Here is a 22,126-nt window from a genome sequence, read left to right on the forward strand (position 1 = left end):
CGGTCAGCCGCAGCGCGACCGGGATGTTGTTCACCGCGGTGCGGTTGTCGAACCGGTTGAGGAACCACATCCGCTGCTGCGCGAGCGACAACGGCACCAGCTCGGGCCGCTCCCGCGCCACCAGCGGCGTGCGGCCGCCCTCGTCCGCGACGGATTCCACCTTCGCCGCCAGCGCGGCCACGGTCGACGCCTCGAACAGTGTGCGCACCGGGACCTGCGTGTTCAGCGCCTCGCCCAGCCGCGCCGCCACCTGGGTGGCGACCAGCGAGTTGCCGCCGAGTTCGAAGAAGTCGTCGTCCAGGCCGACCCGCTCCACACCGAGCACCTCGGCGAAGGTCTCGGCCACGATCTCCTGCACCGGCGTCGTGGCCGCGCGGAACACCTTGGCCTCGAACACCGGCTCCGGCAGCGCCTTGCGATCCAGCTTGCCGGAAGCGTTCAGCGGGAACTCGTCGAGCACCACGTAGGCCGCGGGCACCATGTACCCGGGCAGCCGCGCGCCGAGTTCGGCCTTGACCGACTCGACGTCCACCACCCGGTCCGGGTCCGTCACCAAGTAGGCGACCAGTTGGTCACCCGTCCGCTCGTCGGTGCGCACCACGACCACCGCTTGCGCCACCGAATCCAGCGCCGTGAGCGCCGACTCGATCTCGCCCAGCTCGATGCGCAGACCGCGCACCTTCACCTGGAAGTCGGTGCGGCCCAGGTACTCCAGCTCACCGTCTTCGGTCCAGGCCACCAGGTCGCCGGTGCGGTACATCCGCTCGGCGTCGCCGAACGGGTTGGCCACGAAACGTTCGGTGGTCAGGTCGGGGCGGCCCACATAGCCGTGCGCCAGCTGCGCGCCCGCGAGGTACAGCTCGCCGGGCACGCCGACCGGAACCGGCCGCAGCCGCGAATCCAGCACGTACACCTGGGTGTTGAACACCGGGGCGCCGATCGGCACCGACACGGTGTCGTGGTCGGTCACCTCGTGGAAGGTGACGTCGACGGCGGCCTCGGTCGGGCCGTACAGGTTGTGCAGCCGCGCGCCGGTCAGCTCGCGCAGCTTCTGCGCGGTCACCGCGGGCAGCGCCTCACCGGAGGCGAAAACGTTGCGCAGGCTGGTGCATTCGGCCGCACGCTCCTCGGCGACGAACACCGACAGCATCGACGGCACGAAGTGCACCGTGGTGACCTGCTCGTCGACGATCAGCCGCGCCAGGTACGCGGGATCGCGATGCCCGTCCGGCTTGGCCACCACCAGGCGCGCGCCGACCTGCAACGGCCAGAAGAACTCCCACACCGACACGTCGAAGGTCGCGGGCGTCTTCTGCAACACCACGTCGTAGGCCGCCAAGCCGTACTCGGCGTGCATCCACACCAGACGGTTGACGATCGCGGCGTGCGAGACCGCGACGCCCTTCGGGCGGCCGGTCGAACCGGAGGTGAAGATCACGTACGCGGTGTTGGCCGGACGCAGCGGCTTGTGCCGGTCGGCGTCGGTCAGCGGCTGGTCGGAGAACTCCGACAGGTCGAGCTGATCGATGCGCACCTGGCGGGAGACGGTGGTCTCCAGATCGGAACCGGAGGTCAGCACGCACACCGGGCGCGCGGTCTCCAGGATGTAGTCGATGCGCTCGGCCGGATGGTCCGGATCCAGCGGCACGTACGCGCCGCCCGCGGCGTTCACCGCGTACATGCCGACCACCAGGTCGATCGAGCGGCGCATCCCCAGCGCCACATACGATTCCGGCCCGACGCCGTTGACCTTCAGCCAGCGCGCAAGCTGGTGGACCCGGCGGGCGAACTCGGCGTAGGAGAGACTTGTCCCCTCGAACGTCACGGCGGGACTGTCCGGGGTCCGCGCGACCTGGGCTTCGAACAGCGAGACCAGCGTCGCGGCGGCGTCGCCGACCGGCGAGGTGAGCGCGGCGTCGACCGCGAATTCGGTGGCGTTCCACCGCTCGATGACCAAGGCCCGCTCGGCGTCGTCGAGCAGATCGATGTCGCCGACGGTGACCGACGGATCGGCGGCGATGCCGCGCAGCACGCGCACGAAGCGCTCGGCGAACGTCCCGGCGAACACCCCGTCGAAAAGATCGGTGGCGTAGACGAGTTCGGCGTCCATCGCCGTCTCCGCGCCGGGGACCTCGCTGAGCGTGAGCTGCAGGTCGAACTTCGCCGTCGGCTGGTCGATGCCCAGCTCGGAGACGGTGAGACCGGGCAGCTCCAGCGCGGTGCGGCCGAGGTTCTGGAACGACAGCATCACCTGGAACAGCGGGTGGCGCGCCTGCGAGCGCGCCGGGTTGAGCACCTCGACCAGCCGCTCGAACGGCACGTCGGCGTGCGCGAACGCCTGCAGGTCGCGTTCGCGGACCCGGCCGAGCAGCTCGGCGAACGACTCGGCGGTGTCCACCTGAGCGCGCAGCACCAAGGTGTTGACGAACATGCCGACCAGATCGTCGAGCGCCTGCTCGCCACGACCGGCGACCGGGATGCCGATGGCGATGTCCTCGGAGCCGCTCAACCGCGCCAGCAGGGCGGCGAACGCGCCGTGCACCACCATGAACAGCGTGCTGCCGTGCGTCTGCGCGACCCGGTTCAGGTCCTCGATCAGCTCGCCCGGCACGCGGAACCGGTAGGTGCCCGCACCGTAGGAGGCGACCGCGGGGCGCGGGCGACCGGCCAGGCGCAGTTCGTCGGGCAGTCCGGCCAGCGTTTCGCGCCAGTAGTCGAGCTGCTCGGAGATCAGCGAGGTCGGGTCCTCCTCGGAGCCGAGCGTGTCGCGCTGCCACAGCGCGAAGTCCACGTACTGCACCGCCAGCGGCGGCCAGCCGGGCTCGGCCGCGGAGGTGCGCGCCACGTAGGCGGTCATCAGGTCGCGGACCAGCGGACGCATGGAGAAGCCGTCCGCGGCGATGTGGTGCACCACGACGACCAGCACGTAGTCGTCGGGGGCGAGCCGGTAGGCGCGCAGGCGCACCGGCGGCTGGGTGGTCACGTCGAAACCGCGCTCGACGAACTCGTAGAGCACGCCCAGCAATTGGCCCTCGGCCACCTCGACCACGTCGAGTTCGGGGATCGCCCTGGTGGCGTTCAGCACGCGCTGGTAGGCCACACCGTCGCGGGACGGGTAGATGGTCCGCAGCGATTCGTGGCGGCCGACCACGTCGGCGATCGCTCCGCGCAGCGCGTCCAGATCCAGCGCGCCTTCCAGCCGCACCGCGGCCGGGATGTTGTTCGCGGCGGAGTCGGCGTCGAAGCGGTTGAGGAACCACATGCGCTGCTGCGCCAGCGACAGCGGCGGGTGCTCGGGACGCACCTGTGCCGTGAGCGCCTGGCGCGCACCGCTTCCCGCGTGCGACTCGATCCGCGCGGCGAGCGCGCCGACGGTCGGCGCCTCGAACAGCACACGCACGCCGACCTCGGTGTTCAGCGCGGCGCTGACCCGGGCGACCACCTGCGTTGCGACCAGCGAGTTGCCGCCGAGCTCGAAGAAGTCGTCGTCCACGCCGACGCGCGGCACGCCGAGCAGGTCGGCGAAGATCTCCGCGACGATCTCCTCGATCGGAGTCGACGGCGCGCGGAACACCCTGGCCTCGAACACCGGCGCGGGCAGCGCCTTGCGATCCAGCTTGCCGGAGGCGTTGACCGGGAAGGCGTCCAGCACGACCAGCGCGGCCGGGACCATGTAGCCGGGCAGCGCCCCGGCCAGCGCGGTCTTCACCTCGTCGATGTCGACGGCCACATACGGTTCGCAGACCAGGTAACCCACCAGCTGGTCGCCGGCGTGCGCGTCGGAGCGCAGCACGACCACCGCCTGCGCGATCCCGGGCTGCGCCAGCAGCGCGGCCTCGATCTCGCCCAGCTCGATGCGCAGACCGCGCAGCTTCACCTGGAAGTCGGTGCGGCCCAGGTAGTCCAGCTCGCCGTGCGGCGTCCAGGCCACCAGGTCGCCGGTGCGGTACATCCGCTCGCCCGGCGCGCCGTAGGGGTTGGCCACGAACCGGTCGGCGGTCAGGTCGGTGCGGCCGAGGTAGCCCAGCGCCAGCTGTTCGCCCGCGAGATACAGCTCACCCGCGACACCCGGCGCGACCGGGTGCAGGCGGCTGTCGAGCACGAAGACGCGGGTGTTCCACACCGGGCGTCCGATCGGCACCGACACCGTGTCGGCGTCCGTCGCCTCGTGATAGGTCACGTCGACGGCGGCCTCGGTCGGGCCGTACAAGTTGTGCAGGCGCGCGCCGGTCAGCTCGCGCAAACGCTGCGCGGTCTGCGCGGGCAGCGCCTCGCCGGAGGCGAAGACCTGCCGCAGCCGCGGCGACGGCAGTCCGTCGCCGTTCTCGTTGCCCAGCGTGGAGACGAACACCGACAGCATGGACGGCACGAAATGCGCCGTGGTGATCTGCTTCTCGGCGATGATCTGGGACAGGTACACCGGGTCGCGGTGACCGTCCGGGCGCGCGACGACCAGCCTTGCGCCGGTCTGCAACGGCCAGAAGAACTCCCACACCGACACGTCGAACGTGGCGGGCGTCTTCTGCAGCACCGCGTCGTCGCGGCCGATCGGATACTCGTGCTGCATCCACAGCAGCCGGTTCACGATCGCGGCGTGGCTGACCGCCACGCCCTTCGGACGACCGGTGGAACCGGAGGTGAAGATCACGTACGCGGTGTTCTCCGGCCGCAGCGGGCGCGTGCGCTCGGCGTCGGTGATCGGCGCGCCGCTGGTCTCGGCGAACCCGGGCACGCCCTCGATGCCCTCCACCGACAGCGCGGTCACTTCCGGCTGCGGGTCGAGGCCGAATCCGTCCGCCGAGCGGTACAGGATCATCCGCGGGCGCGCGGTCTCGATGATGTAGTTGATCCGCTCGGCGGGCTGGTCCGGGTCCAGCGGCACATAGGCCGCGCCGGTCTGCACCACCGCGTACATCGCGACCACCAGTTCGGTGGAACGCCGCAGCGCCAGCGCCACCAGCGATTCCGGGCCGACGCCCGCGCCGATGAGCTGGCGGGCGATGCGGTTGGCCCGCTCCTGGAACTGACGGTAGGTCAGCCGCTCGCCCTCGAAGTCCAGCGCGATCGCGTCCGGCGTCGCCGCCGCCTGCGCGTCGAACAGCGAGACCAGCGTCGCGACCTGATCCACCGGGTGTCCGGTGTCGTTCCAATCGACCAGCACCCGAGCGCGTTCCTCGGACGCCAGCAACTCGATGTCGCCGATCGGGACGTCCGGGTCGGCGGTCACGGCCGCGAGGATGCGGTCGAGGCGCCGGGCGAACGCCGCGACGGTGGGCTCGTCGAAAAGATCGAGGGCGTAGGAGAACTCGGCCGACATGCCCGCCGAATCGCCTTGCTCGTCCTGGGTCTCCGACAGCGTCAGCTGCAGGTCGAACTTGGCCAGCCGCGCGTCGTAGTCGATGCCGTTGACGGAGAGACCGGGCAGCTCCAGGCTGGCCTGCCTGGTGTTCTGGAAGGTCAGCATGACCTGGAACAGCGGGTGGCGCGCCTGCGAGCGCGCCGGGTTGAGCACCTCGACCAGACGCTCGAACGGCACGTCGGCGTGCGCGAACGCGTGCAGGTCGGTCTCGCGGGCGCGGGCGAGCAGGTCGGCGAAGCTCATCGCGCCGTCCACCTCGGTGCGCAGCACCAGGGTGTTGACGAACATGCCGATCAGGTCGTCCAGCGCGGCTTCACCGCGACCGGCGACCGGGGTGCCGATCGCGATGTCGCTGGTGCCGCTCGCGCGCGCCAGCAGCACCGCCAGCGCGCTGTGCAGCACCATGAACAGCGAGGCGTTGTGCTTGCGGCCCAGCTCGATCAGCGCGCGCTGGGTCTCGCCGGAGATCACGAACGGGTAGGTGCCGCCGCGGTAGGACGCCACGGCGGGGCGCGGCCGATCCGACGGCAGCGTCAATTCGTCGGGCAGGTCGGCCAGTTCGCGCGTCCAGTACCGGATCTGGTTGGAGATCAGCGAACTCGGGTCGTCCTCGGAGCCGAGCACCTCGCGCTGCCACAGCGCGTAGTCGGCGTACTGCACCGGCAGCGCCGACCAGGCGGGCGCCTCCCACGACGTGCGCGCGGCGTAGGCCACCATCACGTCGCGGGCCAGCGGGCCCATCGACCAGCCGTCGGCCGAGATGTGGTGCACCACCATGCCGAGCACGTACTCGGTCTCGCTGATCTCGAACAGCCGCGCGTGCAGCGGCACTTCGCTGGTCACGTCGAACGCCATCGACGCCAGCTCGACCAGGTGATCGATCAGGTTGTGCTCGGTCACCGGCACCGGGGTCAGGTCCGGCACGATCTGCGCCGCGTCCAGCACCACCTGCACCGGGCCGGTCTTGGTCTCCGGGAACACCGTCCGCAGCGACTCGTGCCTGTCGATCACGTCGATGACCGCGACCTGCAACGCGGCGATGTCCAGATCGCCGGACAACCGGATCGCGACCGGGATGTTGTTGACCGCCGACGAGGTGTCGAACCGGTTGAGGAACCACATGCGCTGCTGCGCCAGCGACAGCGGCACCTGCTCCGGGCGCTGCCTGGCGACCAGCGCCTTGCGCGCGCCGTCACCGGCGTGCGACTCCACCCGCGCGGCCAGCGCCTCGACCGTGGACGCCTCGAACAGCATGCGCACCGGCACCCTGGTGTCCAGCGCGATGCCGAGGCGGGAGGCCACCTGGGTGGCGATCAGCGAGTTGCCGCCCAGCTCGAAGAAGTCGTCGTCGACGCCGACGCGGGAGATGCCGAGCACCTCGCCGAAGATCTGCGCGACGATCTCCTCGATCGGCGTGGTGGGCGCGCGGAATTCGCGCACCTCGAACACCGGCGCGGGCAGCGCCTTGCGGTCCAGCTTGCCGGAGGCGTTCAGCGGGAACGCCTCGAGCACCACGATGGCCGAGGGCACCATGTACGCGGGCAGCGTGCGGTGCAGGGCGTTCTTGATGTTGTCGATGTCGACCGGGCCGCCGGTGCTCACCACGTAGGCGACCAGCTGATCACCCGCGACGGTCTCCATGACCAGCACCACGGCCTGGGTGACGGCCGGGTGGTCGAGCAGGGCGGTCTCGATCTCGCCGAGCTCGATGCGCTGACCGCGGAATTTCACCTGGAAGTCGGTGCGGCCGATGTACTCCAGCACACCGGCGCTGCCCACTTCGGGATCGCGCGGCCGCACCCAGCGCACCAGGTCGCCGGTGCGGTACAGGCGGGAGCCGGGCGGGCCGAACGGGTCGGCGACGAAGCGTTCCGCGGACAGGTCGGCGCGGCCGTGGTAACCGCGGGCGGTCTGCACGCCGCCGAGGTACAACTCGCCGGGCACGCCGACCGGCACCGGAGCAAGGCCCTCGTCGAGCACGTAGGTCTGCGCGTTCCACACCGGGCGGCCGATCGGCACCGACGTCGGCGCGACCTCGTTGAGGTGCCAGGCGGTGGCGTGCACGGTGAACTCGGTCGGACCGTACAGGTTGTGCACCGCGGCGGTGGAGAACTGCCGGAACGCGGTGACGGTCGCGGGCGGCAGCGCCTCACCGGCGACCAGAACCGCACGCAGCGAAGCGCATTCGGCGGTGTCCGCGGCCCCCGCGAACACCGAGAGCATGGACGGCACGAACGAGGTCATGGTGACCCGGTGCCGTCCGATGATCTCCGACAGGTAGATCGGGTCGCGATGACCGTCCGGCGCGGCGATCAGCATGCGGGCGCCGACGGCGAGCGTGCCGAACAGCTCCCACACCGACACGTCGAAGGTGACCGGCGTCTTCTGCAGGATCACATCGGCCGGGCCGATCCGGTATTCGGCGGTGATCCAGGCGATCTGGTTGACCACCGACGCGTGGCTGACCGCGACGCCCTTGGGGCGGCCGGTGGAACCGGAGGTGTAGAGCACGTACGCGGTGTTCGCCGGGCGCAGCGGGGCGCGGCGCTCCGCGTCGGTGACCGGGCCCTCGTCGAACCCGCTCAGGTCGAGGGTGTCCAGCGTCAGCACCGGGATGTCCGCGGCGGTGACGTTGTCGGCGGTGGTGGTGAGCACGCACACCGGCGAGGAACTGTCGAGCACGTACTCGGTGCGCTCGGCCGGGTGGTCGGGGTCGATCGGCACGTAGCCGCCGCCCGCGGTCAGCGTGGCGTAGATCGCCACCAGCATGTCCACCGAGCGGCGGATGCCGACGGCGACCAACGTCTCCGGGCCGACGCCCGCTTCGATCAGCTTGCGCGCCAGGCTGTTCACCCGCGCGGCGAACTCGGCGTAGGTCAGCTCGACCGGCGCGCCGAACTCCTCCGCGCCGCGCGAGCCGCCGTCGAACACCACGGCCGGATCGTCCGGCCTGCCCCGCACCTGCTCTTCGAACAGGTCGAGCACGGTGGCGGCGGGCACGTCGTGGCGAGTGTGGTTCCACTCGGTCAGCACCCGGGCGCGCTCGGCCTCGTCGAGGATCTCGATGTCACGCACCGTGGTTCCCGGCGCGGCGACCGCGGCTTCCAGTACACGCAGGTAGCGCCGGCCGAATTCGGCGACGGTGGGCGCGTCGAACAGGTCGGTGGCGAAAGAGATGACCGCGCCCATGCCCGCGGGCTCGCCGTTCGCGCCGCGCTCCTCGGTGACCGTCCACTGCAGGTCGAATTTGGCGATGTCCACCTCGAGCTCGTCGGCGGTGACCGAGAGACCGGGCAGTTCCAGCGTCGCGTGCGACATCTCCTGGAACGACAGCATCACCTGGAACAGCGGGTGGCGCGCCTGCGAGCGGGTCGGGTTGAGCACCTCGACCAGCCGCTCGAACGGCACGTCCGCGAACGCGAACGCGGCGAGGTCGGTTTCCCTGGTGCGGCCGAGGAATTCGGCGAACGACTCGCTGCCGTCCACCTCCGAGCGCAGCACGAGGGTGTTGACGAACATGCCGATCAGGTCGTCGAGCGCCTGCTCGCCGCGCCCGGCCACCGGCGTGCCGATCGCGATGTCGCTGGTGCCGGACAACCGGGCCAGCAGCACGGCCAGCGAGGCGTGCATGACCATGAACAGGCTGACGCCCTGCGCGCGGGCCAGCGCGACCAGCCGCCGGTGCAGCTCGGCGTCGATGTCGAAGCTCACCCGGCTGCCGTGGAAGCTCTGCACCGGCGGACGCGGGCGGTCCGCGGGCAGGTCGAGCTGATCCGGCAGGCCCGCCAGCGCCCTGCGCCAGTAGGCGATCTCGCGCGCCGCCATGGACGCGGGATCGGATTCCGCGCCGAGCAGTTCGCGCTGCCAGACGCTGAAGTCCTGGTACTGCACCGGCAGCGGCGCCCAGCTCGGCGCCTCGCCCGCGGCGCGGGACAGGTAGGCGGCGGCCACGTCGCGCGCGAGCGGTCCGAAGGAGAAGCCGTCGGCCGCGATGTGGTGCACCACGAACGCCACCGCGTAGTCGGCCGCGCCGTTGCCGCGCCCGCCGGTGACCGCGAAGACCCGCACCCGGATCGGCAGCTCGCGCGAGACGTCGAACCCGCGCGCGGCGAATTCGGCCAGCGCGCCGTGCAGTTCGGCCTCGTCGATCGGCTGCACCTCGATGCCGAGATCGACCTGATCCACCGGCAGCACCTGCTGGTAGCCGCCGTCGCCGGACTCGGGGAAGACCGTGCGCAGCGACTGCTGTCGCTCCACCACGTCCAGCAGCGCCGACTGCAACGCGTCCAAGTCCACCTGGCCGCGCAACCGCACCACGAACGGCAGGTTGTAGGTCGGCACGGTCGGGTCGAACTGGTTGATGAACCACATGCGCTGCTGCGCCAGCGACAGCGGCACCCGCTCCGGCAACTGCTGGGCCACCAGCGGCGGACGCGATTCGCCCACGGGAGCGGCGTTCTCGGCGCGCGCGGCGATACCGGCGACGGTCGGGGTCTCGAACAGCGCGCGCACCCCGATCTGGGTGCCGAACGCGGCGCCGATGCGCGCCACCACCTGGGTGGCGACCAGCGAGTTGCCGCCGAGGTCGAAGAAGTTGTCGTCGATGCCGATGCGGTCCTGGCTGAGCACGTCGGCGAAGATGCCCGCCACGATCTGCTCGGCCTGGGTGCGCGGCGCGCGGAAGTCACCGGCGTCGGCGCTGAACACCGGCTCCGGCAGGGCCTTGCGGTCCAGCTTGCCGCTGGTGTTGAGCGGGAAGGCGTCCAGCACCATGATCGATGCGGGCACCATGTAGCTGGGCAGCTGCTCGGCGGCGAACCTGGTCAGCTCGACCGGCTCGACGGTATGGCCGGGAGCGGGCACGACGTAGGCCACCAACTGCTGACCGGTCGCGGTGTCCACCACCAGCACCACGGCCTGGCTGACCGCGGGATGGGCGAGCAGATCGGTCTCGATCTCACCGAGCTCGATGCGCTGGCCGCGGAACTTCACCTGGAAGTCGGTGCGGCCGATGTATTCCAGCGTGCCCGCCTCGTTCCAGCGCACGAGGTCGCCGGTGCGGTACATCCGCTCACCGGTGGTCGACAGCGGGTTCGCGACGAAGCGGTCGGAAGTCAGGTCGGGACGGCCGCGGTAACCCCGCGCGAGCTGACGCCCGCCGAGGTACAGTTCGCCCGGCGCGCCGATCGCGGCCGGGCGCAGCCGCGAATCCAGCACGTAGACCTGGACGTTCCACTCCGGGATACCGATCGGCACGGTCACCGTGTCGGCGGCCGTCGCCTCCCAGTAGGTCACCGAGACCGCGGCCTCGGTCGGGCCGTACAGGTTGTGCAGCCCCGCGTCGGTGATCGCGCGGAAACCAGCCGCGGTCTCCGGCGGCAACGCCTCGCCGATCACGAAAACCGCCCGCAGCGTGGCGCATTGGGCCCGCGTGGCGTGCGCGACGAACACCGTGAGCATGGACGGGACGAAGTCGGTGACGGTCACCCCGTGCCGCTGGATCATCTCCGCCACGTACAGCGGGTCGCGGTGCCCGTCGGGCGAGGCGATGACCAGCTTCGCGCCCACCAGCAACGGCAGGAAGTAGCCCCACAGCGACACGTCGAACGTGGTCGCGGTCTTCTGCAGATACACGTCCGCCGCGGTCAGCCGGTACTCGTCGAGCATCCACAGCTGCTGGTTGACGATCGCGTGATGGGTGACCGCGACGCCCTTGGGGCGACCGGTCGAACCCGAGGTGTAGATGACGTAGGCGGTGTTGTCCGGGCGCAACGGCGCGAGGCGGTCGGCGTCGGTCACCGGGTCGGCGGAGTACGCCGAGGTGTCCAGGGTGTCGATCTCCACCCGTCGCACCGAATCCGGCAGCTCCAGCTCGTCGGCCGACAGCGTCAGCACGCACACCGGCGCGGCGCTGTCGAGGATGTAGGCGGTGCGCTCGGCCGGATGGTCCGGATCGATCGGCACGTACGCGCCACCGGCCTTCAGCACGGCGTGCATGCCGATCACCAGTTCCAGCGAACGGCGCATGCCCAGCGCGACCAGCGACTCGGGGCCGACGCCGTCGGCGATCAGGAAGCGGGCCAGCCGGTTGACCCGCGCGTCGAACTCCGCGTAGGTGAGCGTGGCGCCCTCGAAATCGAGCGCGACGTTGTCCGGGGTCAGCGCCATCTGCACGTCCAGCAGCGCGGCGAGCGTGGTGTCCGGGACATCCCGCTCGGAGTCGTTCCACTCCAGCAGCGTCCGCTCGCGCTCGTCGGCGGTGGTGACCGGAAGCGCCCATACCGTGGCGTCCGCTTCCGCGGCGAGGAAGCGATCGAAGAACTCCAGGAAGCGGCCGTGGTGACGACGCGCCTCGTCCTCGGTGTAGAGGTTGGGGTTGGTCTCGAAATCGATGTGCGAGCGGGTGCCCGCGACCGACTGGTAGAAGTTGACGCCCAGATCCTCGATGCTGCCGGTGGACAGCACGTGCATCTGGCCGACCACCGAGCCGAGCGCGATCTCGTCGTGGAACAGCATGATGTTGACCCACGGACCGAAGAACTCCGTGGTCACCACGCCGTCACCGGCCGCGTCGCGGCGGATGTCCTCGTGCCGGTAGCGCTGGTGCCGCAGCGCGCCGGACACCTCGACCTGCACCTGCTTGAGCAGCTCAGCCACCGTCGTGTCGTGGCCGACGCGCAACCGCAGCGGCACGATGTTCGACGACGCGCCACCCGAGCGGCGCATCGCCGCGGTGGTGCGCGCGGTCACCGGCAGGCTCAGGATGACGTCCTCGACGCCGTTCCACTGCGCCAGATACGCCGCGAAGCCGGCCAGCAGCAGCCCGGCGGGCGAGGAATCGTGTCGCGCGACCGCCGCGTCCAGCGCGGCGTTCTGCTCGTCCGACAGCGCCGCGCTGGCGATGCCGTTGATCGCCGCGGGCGGCGCGGAGCGGCCGGTCAGGCTGGTGCCTTCCTCCAGCCCCGCCACCCGCTGGGCCCAGTACTCCTTGTCGGAGGTGAAGCGCGAGCTCTCCCGGTAGGCGATCTCCTGCTCGAACAGCGTGCGCAGGTCCGTCGCCTTCGACGGCGCGGGCTCGACGCCCTCGGCGTACGCGGTGTACAGCTCGGCGATCCGGTTGACGTTCGTCATGGCGCCGAAGCCGTCGAGCGCGATGTGGTGCGAGCGGCTGTACCAGTACCAGTGATCGTCGGCCAGTTGCAGCGCGGCCGCCTTGATCAGGCGGTCGGTGGTCAGATCGAGCGGGCGGCTGTATTCCGCGCGCATCCACGCCAGCGCGGCGGCCTCCGGATCGGCCTCCGCGCGCAGATCGACGTACTCGACCCGGTCGTAGTCGGCGATCGAGTGGTCGACGAACTGCAACGGCTCGCCGTCACGCTCGACGATCCGCAGGAAACCCGAACCCAGCTCGTGCGAGGCGTCGATGCTGGCCCGGTTGAGCAGCTCGACGTCCAGCTCCCCGCGCAGGTCGACGTACTGCGCGATGTTGACCGGCACCTGCGGGTCGACATGCTGCGCGTACCAGATACCCAGCTGAGCAGGGGACAACGGGAAAGCGCCGGACAAGCCGGGGTCAACCCCTGCACCAGCGTCCGTCCGTTCGCCACCAGTTTCGCCGTTTCCGCCGAAATCCAGCCGGTCCAACCGTAACCTCGCTTCCGGAACACCACGCAAGCGCTCCCCGACCACACCCGGAGAGGGCGCCCACCTATCCGAGCGTGGCGCCTGCGTCTCCAGGTTCAGTTCTCACATCAAATCAGGCAAAAAATGTTCATTTGAACTATCTGTCCAACCGGCCGGGCTCGTTACATGGGCTCGACCGCGCCCAGAACCCACCGACCGGCTCCGCCGGGACCTTCTTTGCGAATCACCGGATCAATCTACCGTCGCCCCCGGCGGGCAACCAACCAACGGTCATAGCCGATAAACATCAGTGCTGGTTATCGCCCTGGAAAAGGTTTGCCAGGAGGATGTTGCGGTTCTCACATGAGTCACCCGCGTATCAAACCGGCACCTTCGCGCCGAGGAAGGCGGGCGCCTACGGCAGCTGCCGTCACCGGACGGGGGCACGTGGACCAAGATCGCCGCGCGCCGCCGCCTGGGTTCCCGAGCCACGCCTACCCAGCCGATCCCGCGACGACCCCCTGCCCACCGACCACGCTGTCCGCCCTGCCCGCCGACCGCACTACTCCGACCGCACTGCCCCGCCGACCGCACTGCTCCGACCGCACTGCCCCGCCGACCGCACTGCTCCGACCGCACTGCCCCGCCGACCGCACTGCTCCGACCGCACTGCCCCGCCGACTGCTGCCCGCCGACCAGGGCAGATGGGCGGCCGCCACGACTAATCGCGCGATGCGCCCGCCGGCCCACGCACGCGCGCCGGGTCGTAGAGGTGGGACTGCGCGCACGACACCGCGGGCGTGAGCGCGCGGCCCACCAGGATCACCGCGGCCTGCCGCAGTCCGGCGGCCTCGACCTGGTCGGCGATGTCGTTCAGGGTGCCGCGCAGTATCAGCTGCTCGGGCTGGCTGGCCCGGTAGACGACGGCGACCGGGCAGTCCGGCCCGTAATCGGCGGCCAGTTCGGCGGCCAAGACGCGGATGCGGGTGATAGCCAGGTGCAGCGCGAGCGTGGCGCCGGTGGCGGCGAAGTTCGCCAGCGCTTCGGACTCGGGCATCGCGGTGGAGCGGGCCTGCGCGCGGGTCAGCACGACCGACTGGACCAGCTCCGGCACCGTCAGCTCCGCGCCGAGCACCGCCGCCGCGGCGGCATAGGCGGGCACGCCCGGTGTGACGTCCCAAGGAACCCCGAGCGCGTCCAGCCTGCGGGTCTGCTCGGTCAGCGCCGAATACAGCGACGGGTCGCCCGAGCACAGGCGGGCCGCGTCCCGGCCGTCCCGGTGCGCCCGCAGCAGATGCTCGGTGATCTGGTCGAGGTCCAAGTGCTGGGTATCCACCAGCTCTGCGTCCGGCGCGCAGTACGCCAGCACGTCCGGATCCAGATACGTCCCCGCGTACAGGCACACCGGCGACGCGCGCAGCAACTCGACCGCGCGCACCGTCAACAAATCGGCCGCGCCCGGCCCGGCCCCGATGAAGTGCACGGTCATGGGCGCGAGTGTATTGACCACCGGGCATCGCTCCTTCGGCGACCGAGCGCCGGAGTGCGCCCGATCCCTCCGGAGCGGCGGGAACACCGGAAGCCGATGTCCGGTGGGCGCGGCGGTCTCACCCGCAGCCCAGTCGATCTTCTCGCCCCACCCCGTTCCAGCGCGTCAGCGCTCAGGAGGCCCGGCAATCGAGCGGCGCGCGGACGCGCCGGTCAGGCGGTGGCGTCGAAGTGGGCGATCACCTTGTCCGGGCGGAGGCGGACGACGAGTTCGCCCGGCACGCCGTTGCGCTTGCCGAATTCCTCGGCGCGGTCGGCACCCATGTAGCGGCCGCCGATCTCGGTGGCGGTGCGCAGCAGTTCGTCCGGGTCTTCCGAGAGGGTGACCGTGCCCCGCAGCTGGACCGACGCGTAGGGCGGCTCTTCCAGGTCGACACACACCGCGACGCGCCCGTCCCTGGCGAACGCCTTGCCCTTCACGGTGGACTTGCCGGTGTTGAAGACCAGGTCGTCCCCCTCGACGACGAACCACACCGGCGTCACCATCGGCGTGCCGTCGGCGGCCACGAACGCCACCTTGCCGGTGCGGGTGCCGTGGGTGAGAAACTCGCGCACTTCGGGATCGGAAAGAGAAGCCATCCGCTCACCCTAGGTGTCGCTTCGCGATCGCTCGGCACGGTTGATCAGATCGGCACCGTTCGGCTGATGGGGGGTCGTTCGATCCGCCGCGGACCGCGGATGAGCTGCCTCGACGCGGTAAGGGCCCGTAGGCGAAGCCTGGCGGTCGATGCGCGGGATGCCTCGGTGTCGCGCGTACGCCGGGTCAGCGCTGCCAATTGGTGTCGGTCGGGTTGGGGGCCGGCGGCTGGGGCCACTGCGCGCCCGGAGCGGGGTGCTGGTACTGGGCGTTCTCGGCGCCTGCGCGGGCGAGCAGGTCGGCGACCTGCGGTCCTGCGATCGGCGACGACGCGCCGCACCAGGTGCAATCCAAGTGGTGCTTGGTGCTGATCGGGAAAAGCGGGATGAAGAAGAGCGTGAACTTGGTGACGAGTTTGCGCAGCGCGTGTGCGGCGGGATTGCCGCAGCGACCGCAGATCAAGGTGATCATGGCGAGCGTGTGGACACGCTTCTGCCAGCCCCAGATCAGCATCTGAAACCCCCAGAGATAGAGAATCCGATGCCGGTCACAGTAGTTGATCGGGCACGCGACGAGTGGCCGAGTGATGACCTCTTCGCGCGGCGATCCGCCCGAACGGTGGCATGGCGAACTCGGTCGCGCTCGGCCTCACAGCATGCCGCGCTCACGGGCCCGCGCCACCGCGGAGGTGCGCGAGCGCACGCCGAGTTTTCCGTATATATGCACCAGGTGGGACTTGACGGTGGTCTCGCTGAGGAACAGCTGTCTGGCGATCTCGCGGTTGGAGCGTCCGTCGGAGACCAGCCGCAAAACCTCGATCTCGCGCCTGCTCAGTGTGGTGTCGGCGCGGCGAACCCTGGTCATGAGCTTGGAGGCCACCGCGGGCGAGAGCACGCTGTCCCCCGCCGCGGCCGCCCGGACCGCGGCCAGCAGTTCGGCGGGCGGCGTGTCCTTGAGGATGTAACCGCACGCGCCCGCCTCGACGGCGCCGAGGATGTCGGCGTCGGTGTCGTAGTTGGTCACCACGAGGACGTTCGGCGGCATCGCCAGTTCACGCAGCCGCGCGGTCGCCTCGACTCCCGACCGGCCCGACCCGAAACTCAGGTCCATCAGCACGAGATCGACCGGCGTGGTCGCGCAGAACGCGACGGCGGCTTCCGCGGTGGCCGCCGCACCCACGACGGTGATGTCGTCGGCGACATCCAGCAGTGCGCGCAACCCGGCGCGGACGATCGCGTGGTCATCGGCGAGCAGCAGGCGGATCACTCCTGCTCCTCCGTGCCCAGGTCGCGCGGCTGCGTGTCCGCCCTGCCCTGGTCGGCAGCGGATTCGGATCTACCGTGATTGCCGGAGACCGGCCCGCCGGGGTTCGGCGCAGCCGATTCCGTCCAGGCGGCCGGTTCCGTGCGCGGCGGCTGCGCCAAGCCGGGCGGCACCGCGCCGCGTTCGCCCGCCGGGACCGTGTCGAGCGGGAACGACACGGTGACCGCCGTGTGCCCCGGCTCGGACTCGACCGCCATGGCGCCGCCCTGCTCGTGTACCCGCGACCGCATGGCGGCCAGCCCGAACGATCCCGACGCGCTGCGCTGGAGCAGTTCGGGAGCCATGCCCACGCCGTCGTCGACCACGTCGAGATGGATCGCCTCGTCCGCGTAGGTGAGCGTCACGCGCATCCGGCTCGCACCGGCGTGCCGGACCACGTTCGAGACCGCGCCCTGCGCGATTCGGACCAGCGCGGCCTCGATCGGCATGGGCAGCCGCTCCGGCCGACCCTCCACCGCGAACCGGGCGTCCAGACCGGGCGGTGCGGCGCGCTGGGTGATCCGCTCCAGCGCATCGGCCAGCGACTGCCCGTCCAGCGCGACGGGAGCCAGTTCGGCGACCAGGCGCCTGGTCTCGGCGAGGTTCTCCGCGGCCGCCTCTCTGGCCAGCCGGATCCGTCGCAGCGCGGGGTGATCCGGCGCTTCCTGTTCGACGGCGTGCAGCAGCAGTTGAATGGAGCTGAGCCCCTGCGCCACCGTGTCGTGGATCTCGGCGGCCAGCCGCTCCCGCTCGGCGAGCTTGCCCGCCGTGCGTTCCCGTTCGGCCAATACCGCTCTGGTGCTGAGCAATTCGTCGATCAGGCGTTGCCGGTCGGCGGCCTCGCGGAACAACGCCTGATAACCGAGCCCGATGCCGACGGCGACGGCCGCACCGATGACCGGCCCGACGACACCGGCCGCCGACCAGCCCCGATGCAGGCCGAAGCCCACTACCGCAACGGCGGTCGCGGCGGCGACGGCGCAGAGGTTCCACACGCGCGGCAACAAGTGCAGGTACAGGAAGAACAGGCCGAACGCGAGGTAGCCGGCGTCGGGCGCGAGCACGACGAGCCCGAGCCACAGCGCCGTCAGCGCGCCGAGCCACGCCGGGATCGCGCGTCGTTTTCCGGCGAACGCGGCGCCCGCGAAGTAGGTCGCGAGGAAGGCCGCGGCGAGACTCACGGTCGCCGCCGGATGCGCGGCCCCCGGCAGCACCGCGCGCACCCCGACCACCGCCGCCAAGCCGGTCATCAGCACGTGCAGCCCGAGCCGCAACGTGGTGAAAACCGGGGTCAGCGGGGACGAGTGCACGGTGCCAGCTTATGGACCGCTATCGCACGGGCATCCATCGAAAGGTGGAAAACTGTCGCCGACTTTCGCTCATCCGCACTTCCTCCCCCGGCGCGATGGAGACGCCCCGGCGCGGCGCGAAGGTGGGAACATGTTCGTCGCACTCCGAGACCTTCGCGCCGCCCGCGGCCGGTTCGCACTGATCACACTCGTCGTCACGCTGGTGGCGGTGCTGGTGAGCTTCCTCAGCGGGCTCACGGCCGGGCTCGCGCATCAGAACGTCTCGGCCGTCGAGTCGATGCCCGGCGACACCGTGGTCTTCGCCGACACCGGCGGCGCTCCCTCGTTCGACGGCTCGGTGCTGACCGAGGACCAGCTCGCGGCCTGGCGCGCCGCCGCCGACGGCGTGACACCGGTCGGCATAGCCCGCGGCAAAGCGGCCGGTGACGGCCGCGCGCCCGCGCAGGTCGCTCTGTTCGGCACGGACACTGCATTCGGCGATCACTCGGCGACCGAAGCGGGCACGGTGCTGCTCAGTACCGGCGCGGCCGCCGGTCTCGGTGCCGTGCCGGGTGATTCCGTCGCGATCGGCGGACGCGCCTTCACCGTGTCGGCGGTGCGCGGCGACGACTGGTACAGCCACACGCCCGTGGTCTGGATGACGCTCGCGGATTGGCAAGCGCTCAACCCTCGTTCCGGCGCGGCCACCGTGCTCGCCGTGTCGGGCGCGACCGAGCCGGACGCGGTGAACGCCACCGCGCACACCCGGACCACCGACGTGCCCGGAGCGCGTTCGGCGATCGGCTCCTACCGCGCCGAGAACGGCTCGCTCACCATGATGACCGTGCTGCTGTTCGCCGTGTCGGCGCTTGTGATCGGCGCGTTCTTCACCGTGTGGACGATTCAGCGGATGCCCGACATCGCCATTCTGAAAGCGTTGGGGGCGACTTCGGGCTCACTCGTGCGCGACGCACTCGGCCAAGCCGCGATCGTGCTCGCGGCCGGTATAGCGACCGGCCTCGGGATCACCACCGCGACGGCGGCGTTGCTCGGCGACGCGGTGCCGTTCGTGCTGAGCCCGGCCACCACGCTGCTCCCTTCGGCCGCTCTCATCCTCCTCGGCCTGCTCGGCGCGGCATTCGCCCTGCGCTTCGTGTTCACCGCCGACCCACTCACCGCACTCGGTGTGAACCGCTGAACTACGCCGTCCGACCGTCGACCGCGGCCGTAACACTCGCCCTGCGAGCACCCGCGCCGCCTGCCCGCCCACGCCACCGGAGTTGCCCATGACCACACTCACCCTCGCGGACGTAACGCTCACCTACCCGGACGGCGCGGGCCGCCTCACCGCACTGGACCGAGTGAATCTGCGGGTCGCCGGCGGCGAGATCGCCGCCATCACCGGCCCTTCCGGCTCGGGCAAATCCAGCCTGCTGGCCGTGACCGCCACCCTGATCCGCCCGGACGCCGGACGGATCGGACTTCAAACGCCTTATTTCTCAGTCGATCTAGCCACCGCGAGCCGTCGCGAAGCCGCGGCGCTGCGCCGCTCGTCGATCGGCGTGGTCTTCCAGCAACCGAACCTGATCCCGGCGCTCACCGCCGTCGAGCACCTCGAGGCGATGGCCCACCTCGGGCAGCGAATCGCCACGTCACGCCGGCAGCGCCGCACGACGCGCGCCCGCGCCCTGGCCCTGCTGGACTCGGTCGGGCTCGCCGAGCAGCGGAACAAACGCCCCGCACAACTGTCCGGCGGCCAGCGCCAACGAGTGAACATCGCCCGCGCCCTGATGAACGACCCGGCCCTGCTGCTGATCGACGAACCCACCAGCGCACTGGACACCGAACGCGGCGCGGCGGTGATCGACCTGATCCTGTCGGTCGCCCGCGACCACGCGACCGCCACCCTCTTGGTCACCCATGACCGCTCCCATCTACACCGGATGGACGCCGTCTACCGCATGGTCGACGGGCGCCTCGCACCCGAAACCGCTCCGACCGATAATCCGCCGTTCGACCCCGATCGCGGCGTTTTACCGGTGGGGTGAATGCCGCCGCTACAACGTGATCGGCGGGCGGGAGTTAATTTCCGACCGGAATTCCGAAATTTACCCATACCGATCACCTATCGACATTGTCCAGGGCAAAGGAGAAGGATCAACTATTGACGGTCGATGTCGCCCGTCCGGGGGAATTCCAACACCATCGTCCGATGATTGGACTTCCGATGTTTATCAAGAAATTGGTGGCTACCGCCCTTTTGGCCGTCGCGTCGACGGGCATAGCGATGGCCACGGCACACGGTGAGGGCACCCTGGCAGACCTCACGATGAACGGGGTGGATGGACCGATCTCCTACACGACGACCCTCGCGGCGGATCACCGCACCGCTACGGTCGATCTTGCTTCGGGACGGTTCGAGGTGACACCGGCAGCGGTCGACGTGCTGTCCGAGGACGGCGCGATCGTCGGTACGATCCCGACGACGCTGCGTATGGAGACCGGCCAGAACTTCAGCGTCATACCGTCGGTAGACCCGTCGGCAAGGACGCTGACGCTCACGCCGGCGGCAGGTGTTCCGTCGCCCGCCGCGGTCACACCCGAATTGCAGGGCCTGATGCATGATGCCCTGTTCGGTGGCGCCTTGGTGGGCGCGGCGATCGGTTGCGCGATCGGCATCGCCATCGGCATCTGGTTCTTCGTGGTCGGCGCCGTCATCGGCTGCGCGGTCGGCGCTGCCGTCGGAGCCTGGTTCGGCTTCTTCTTCACACCGTTCTGATCGATCGGGGAGGAATCCCATCCAAGTGTCGGCACAGGCCGGGCGGATCACGAATCCGCCCGGCCTTATCAGTCATCGCCTGCCGTACCCGGCCACACGGCCATGCCGCGCGAGGCCCTGTAGCGATGGACAAGGTTGGCCATTCGATAAGCGAGCGCATATCATCTACGGATGCTTACCGATAGCTTGGCCAACCGATCCGACGACAACCCCAGCGAGCCTGTTCAGCAGCCCTTTTCCGACGGGACCGTGCTGATGCCCTGGCAAGCGGGGCCGCTGCATGACACCGGAGGCGCGGTGTTCGTCAGCGTGACCGACTTCCTGGCCGCCTCGGAAGCGGACGTGCAGGCGATCTACAAGACCGGGATGCGCCTGGGACGGAACTGGCCGGTGATGCAGGGCGCGGTCGGCCTGTGGCTGTGGGCTCGGCCGTCGGAGGCGCGCGGCGGCTCGATCTCGGTGTGGGAGACCGAGCACGACATGCGACGGTTCGTGCGCTGGCCGGTGCACGCCGACATCATGCGGAAATGGCGCGGCCGAGTCGGTCTGGCCACCGACTCGTGGCAGGCCGCGAAGTTCGAAGCGGAGGAAGTGTGGGCACGGGCGCGGAACACGATCGAACGGCGCCCGCACCCACAGGCCGGATAGATCCGAACGGCCGGATCTCACCCCGCGGCCGCTGTATCCGGCACGGGTGTCAGCGCTGCCAGGGCAGGCAACCCGCGAGGCGCAAGCGGGTCGCCAGACCGGAGCCGATGGTGGTGCTGGAACCGTTGCCTGCGGTGAGGGCCAGCAGGAGGTCGAGGCCGAGTCCGGCTCCGAGCGAGCAGCCGAGCAGGTTGATATCGACCGAGATGATCTCGTCCTCGGGTGCGCCGGGCAGGGTGTCCTCGGCGTGCACCGCGCTCGCGCCGACCACGGTGGCGGCGGCGAGTGTGACGGCGATGAGACCGGCTCGGATGGAACGCACTTCTGTCCTCCTTCTGCGCCATGATCCGGCGCACTTGGAATGCCGGGCAACGAGACCTGCTCCTCGGCGCCCGCGCTCCCGGCCCGCGGTCCGCCGCCTCGTTAGTTGACCGATCGGCAGCGCGGGAAACCCCATCCTCCAGCGCTACTCGGGACCCGGTGGGCACGATCGGCGACGGCATCCATACGCTCGGCCGATCCAGCGACCAAGTCACGGTGACCACCTCAGTCGTCCGTCCGATCGCCGGTGCGGGCCCGAAGGATCACGCGGCGGGCCGGGTGTCGTCCCCCCGCGGCGGGATGTGCCGGGATTCGAGCGTGATCAGCGCACATACCGCCATGATCTCGTCCGCTCGGAATTCCACATGTTCCAGCGTCGGCGTGATCACCGCGACCGCGCCGACGCGAACCACGACGGTGCGCAGCGCCGTGAGCGAAGCGGGCGCGGTCGGCCCGGCGACCAGGGTCCGCGCCAGATCGAACCCCGACGCCTTCGCCAGCGCGCGAATTTCCATTTCATGCCTGCGCGCGCGGCGTCCGGAGATATCGCGGCGCAGATATCCGACCACTTTCGGCTTCATCATCACCTCTCGTTCGATGGGAGCGCCCGCCGCCGGGGGCTCTCGCCCCCGTCCGCGGCTCACCGCGTCCGAAGTGCCGTGCCCGGCACGGCATCACCC

General features: G+C 70.3%; 12 protein-coding genes (1 of these 12 only partly in view). 4 read left to right on the plus strand and 8 right to left on the minus strand.

What is annotated here, in order from left to right; all coding sequences use genetic code 11:
- The 6 genes from ACH49X_RS25935 to ACH49X_RS25960 all read right to left on the minus strand — a co-directional run.
- On the minus strand, window positions 1-13,003 hold part of the coding region annotated (locus ACH49X_RS25935) for a non-ribosomal peptide synthase/polyketide synthase (protein WP_397071076.1) (this coding region is incomplete at its 3' end). Its footprint begins 22,324 nt before the window's first position; 13,003 of 35,327 annotated nt are visible.
- 700 nt (window positions 13,004-13,703) lie between these two features.
- Window positions 13,704-14,471, minus strand: a complete 768-nt coding sequence (gene cobM / locus ACH49X_RS25940; RefSeq protein WP_357206477.1) for a precorrin-4 C(11)-methyltransferase — start codon at window positions 14,469-14,471, stop codon at window positions 13,704-13,706.
- 212 nt (window positions 14,472-14,683) lie between these two features.
- Window positions 14,684-15,109, minus strand: a complete 426-nt coding sequence (locus tag ACH49X_RS25945; protein WP_195078321.1) for a PPOX class F420-dependent oxidoreductase — start codon at window positions 15,107-15,109, stop codon at window positions 14,684-14,686.
- 184 nt (window positions 15,110-15,293) lie between these two features.
- On the minus strand, window positions 15,294-15,620 hold the full coding sequence (locus ACH49X_RS25950) for a zinc-ribbon domain-containing protein (RefSeq protein ID WP_195078320.1): 327 nt from the start codon (window positions 15,618-15,620) through the stop codon (window positions 15,294-15,296).
- Between the two features lie 135 nt (window positions 15,621-15,755).
- Window positions 15,756-16,373 carry a response regulator gene (locus ACH49X_RS25955; protein WP_195078319.1) on the minus strand — a complete coding sequence of 206 codons (618 nt, stop codon included), beginning with the start codon at window positions 16,371-16,373 and terminating at the stop codon, window positions 15,756-15,758.
- A complete protein-coding gene (locus ACH49X_RS25960; RefSeq protein WP_357206479.1) occupies window positions 16,370-17,719 on the minus strand; it encodes a sensor histidine kinase in 1,350 nt (449 codons plus the stop codon). Before ACH49X_RS25960 ends, ACH49X_RS25955 begins: the two co-directional genes overlap by 4 nt.
- Before the next feature lie 130 nt (window positions 17,720-17,849).
- Between ACH49X_RS25960 and ACH49X_RS25965 the strand changes: the two genes are divergently transcribed.
- The 4 genes from ACH49X_RS25965 (at window position 17,850) to ACH49X_RS25980 (ending at window position 21,125) form a co-directional block, all read left to right on the plus strand.
- The gene (locus tag ACH49X_RS25965) at window positions 17,850-18,896 is read left to right on the plus strand and encodes an ABC transporter permease (protein WP_357206480.1); all 1,047 of its coding nucleotides are present in this window, start codon (window positions 17,850-17,852) and stop codon (window positions 18,894-18,896) included.
- Between the two features lie 88 nt (window positions 18,897-18,984).
- Window positions 18,985-19,746, plus strand: coding sequence for an ABC transporter ATP-binding protein (locus tag ACH49X_RS25970; RefSeq protein WP_357206482.1), 762 nt, complete (start codon window positions 18,985-18,987; stop codon window positions 19,744-19,746).
- Between the two features lie 116 nt (window positions 19,747-19,862).
- Entirely contained in the window at window positions 19,863-20,477 is a 615-nt protein-coding gene (locus tag ACH49X_RS25975) for a hypothetical protein (RefSeq protein ID WP_323124142.1), read from the plus strand.
- Window positions 20,478-20,648: 171 nt separating this feature from the next.
- Window positions 20,649-21,125 carry a hypothetical protein gene (locus ACH49X_RS25980; protein ID WP_357206484.1) on the plus strand — a complete coding sequence of 159 codons (477 nt, stop codon included), beginning with the start codon at window positions 20,649-20,651 and terminating at the stop codon, window positions 21,123-21,125.
- 49 nt (window positions 21,126-21,174) lie between these two features.
- Here the strand turns inward: ACH49X_RS25980 and ACH49X_RS25985 are convergent, their stop codons facing one another.
- Together ACH49X_RS25985 and ACH49X_RS25990 are read right to left on the minus strand one after the other, a co-directional pair.
- Window positions 21,175-21,447 carry a hypothetical protein gene (locus ACH49X_RS25985; RefSeq protein WP_357206486.1) on the minus strand — a complete coding sequence of 91 codons (273 nt, stop codon included), beginning with the start codon at window positions 21,445-21,447 and terminating at the stop codon, window positions 21,175-21,177.
- Window positions 21,448-21,709: 262 nt separating this feature from the next.
- Window positions 21,710-22,030: a hypothetical protein gene (locus ACH49X_RS25990; RefSeq protein WP_357206488.1), complete on the minus strand. Its 321-nt coding sequence runs from the start codon at window positions 22,028-22,030 to the stop codon at window positions 21,710-21,712.
- Between the last annotated feature and the right edge of the window lie 96 nt (window positions 22,031-22,126).

This window comes from Nocardia sp. NPDC019323 (assembly GCF_044389845.1).
Taxonomy (GTDB): Bacteria; Actinomycetota; Actinomycetes; order Mycobacteriales; family Mycobacteriaceae; genus Nocardia; species Nocardia implantans.

What these genes read in the sequence shown, in the direction of transcription:
- ACH49X_RS25950 (WP_195078320.1), bottom strand. Translation starts at nt 15,620, where the DNA reads ATGCTGATCTGGGGCTGGCAGAAGCGTGTCCACACGCTCGCCATGATC.
- ACH49X_RS25970 (WP_357206482.1), top strand. Translation starts at nt 18,985, where the DNA reads ATGACCACACTCACCCTCGCGGACGTAACGCTCACCTACCCGGACGGC.
- ACH49X_RS25965 (WP_357206480.1), top strand. Translation starts at nt 17,850, where the DNA reads ATGTTCGTCGCACTCCGAGACCTTCGCGCCGCCCGCGGCCGGTTCGCA.
- cobM (WP_357206477.1), bottom strand. Translation starts at nt 14,471, where the DNA reads ATGACCGTGCACTTCATCGGGGCCGGGCCGGGCGCGGCCGATTTGTTG.
- ACH49X_RS25980 (WP_357206484.1), top strand. Translation starts at nt 20,649, where the DNA reads ATGCTTACCGATAGCTTGGCCAACCGATCCGACGACAACCCCAGCGAG.
- ACH49X_RS25990 (WP_357206488.1), bottom strand. Translation starts at nt 22,030, where the DNA reads ATGATGAAGCCGAAAGTGGTCGGATATCTGCGCCGCGATATCTCCGGA.
- ACH49X_RS25945 (WP_195078321.1), bottom strand. Translation starts at nt 15,109, where the DNA reads ATGGCTTCTCTTTCCGATCCCGAAGTGCGCGAGTTTCTCACCCACGGC.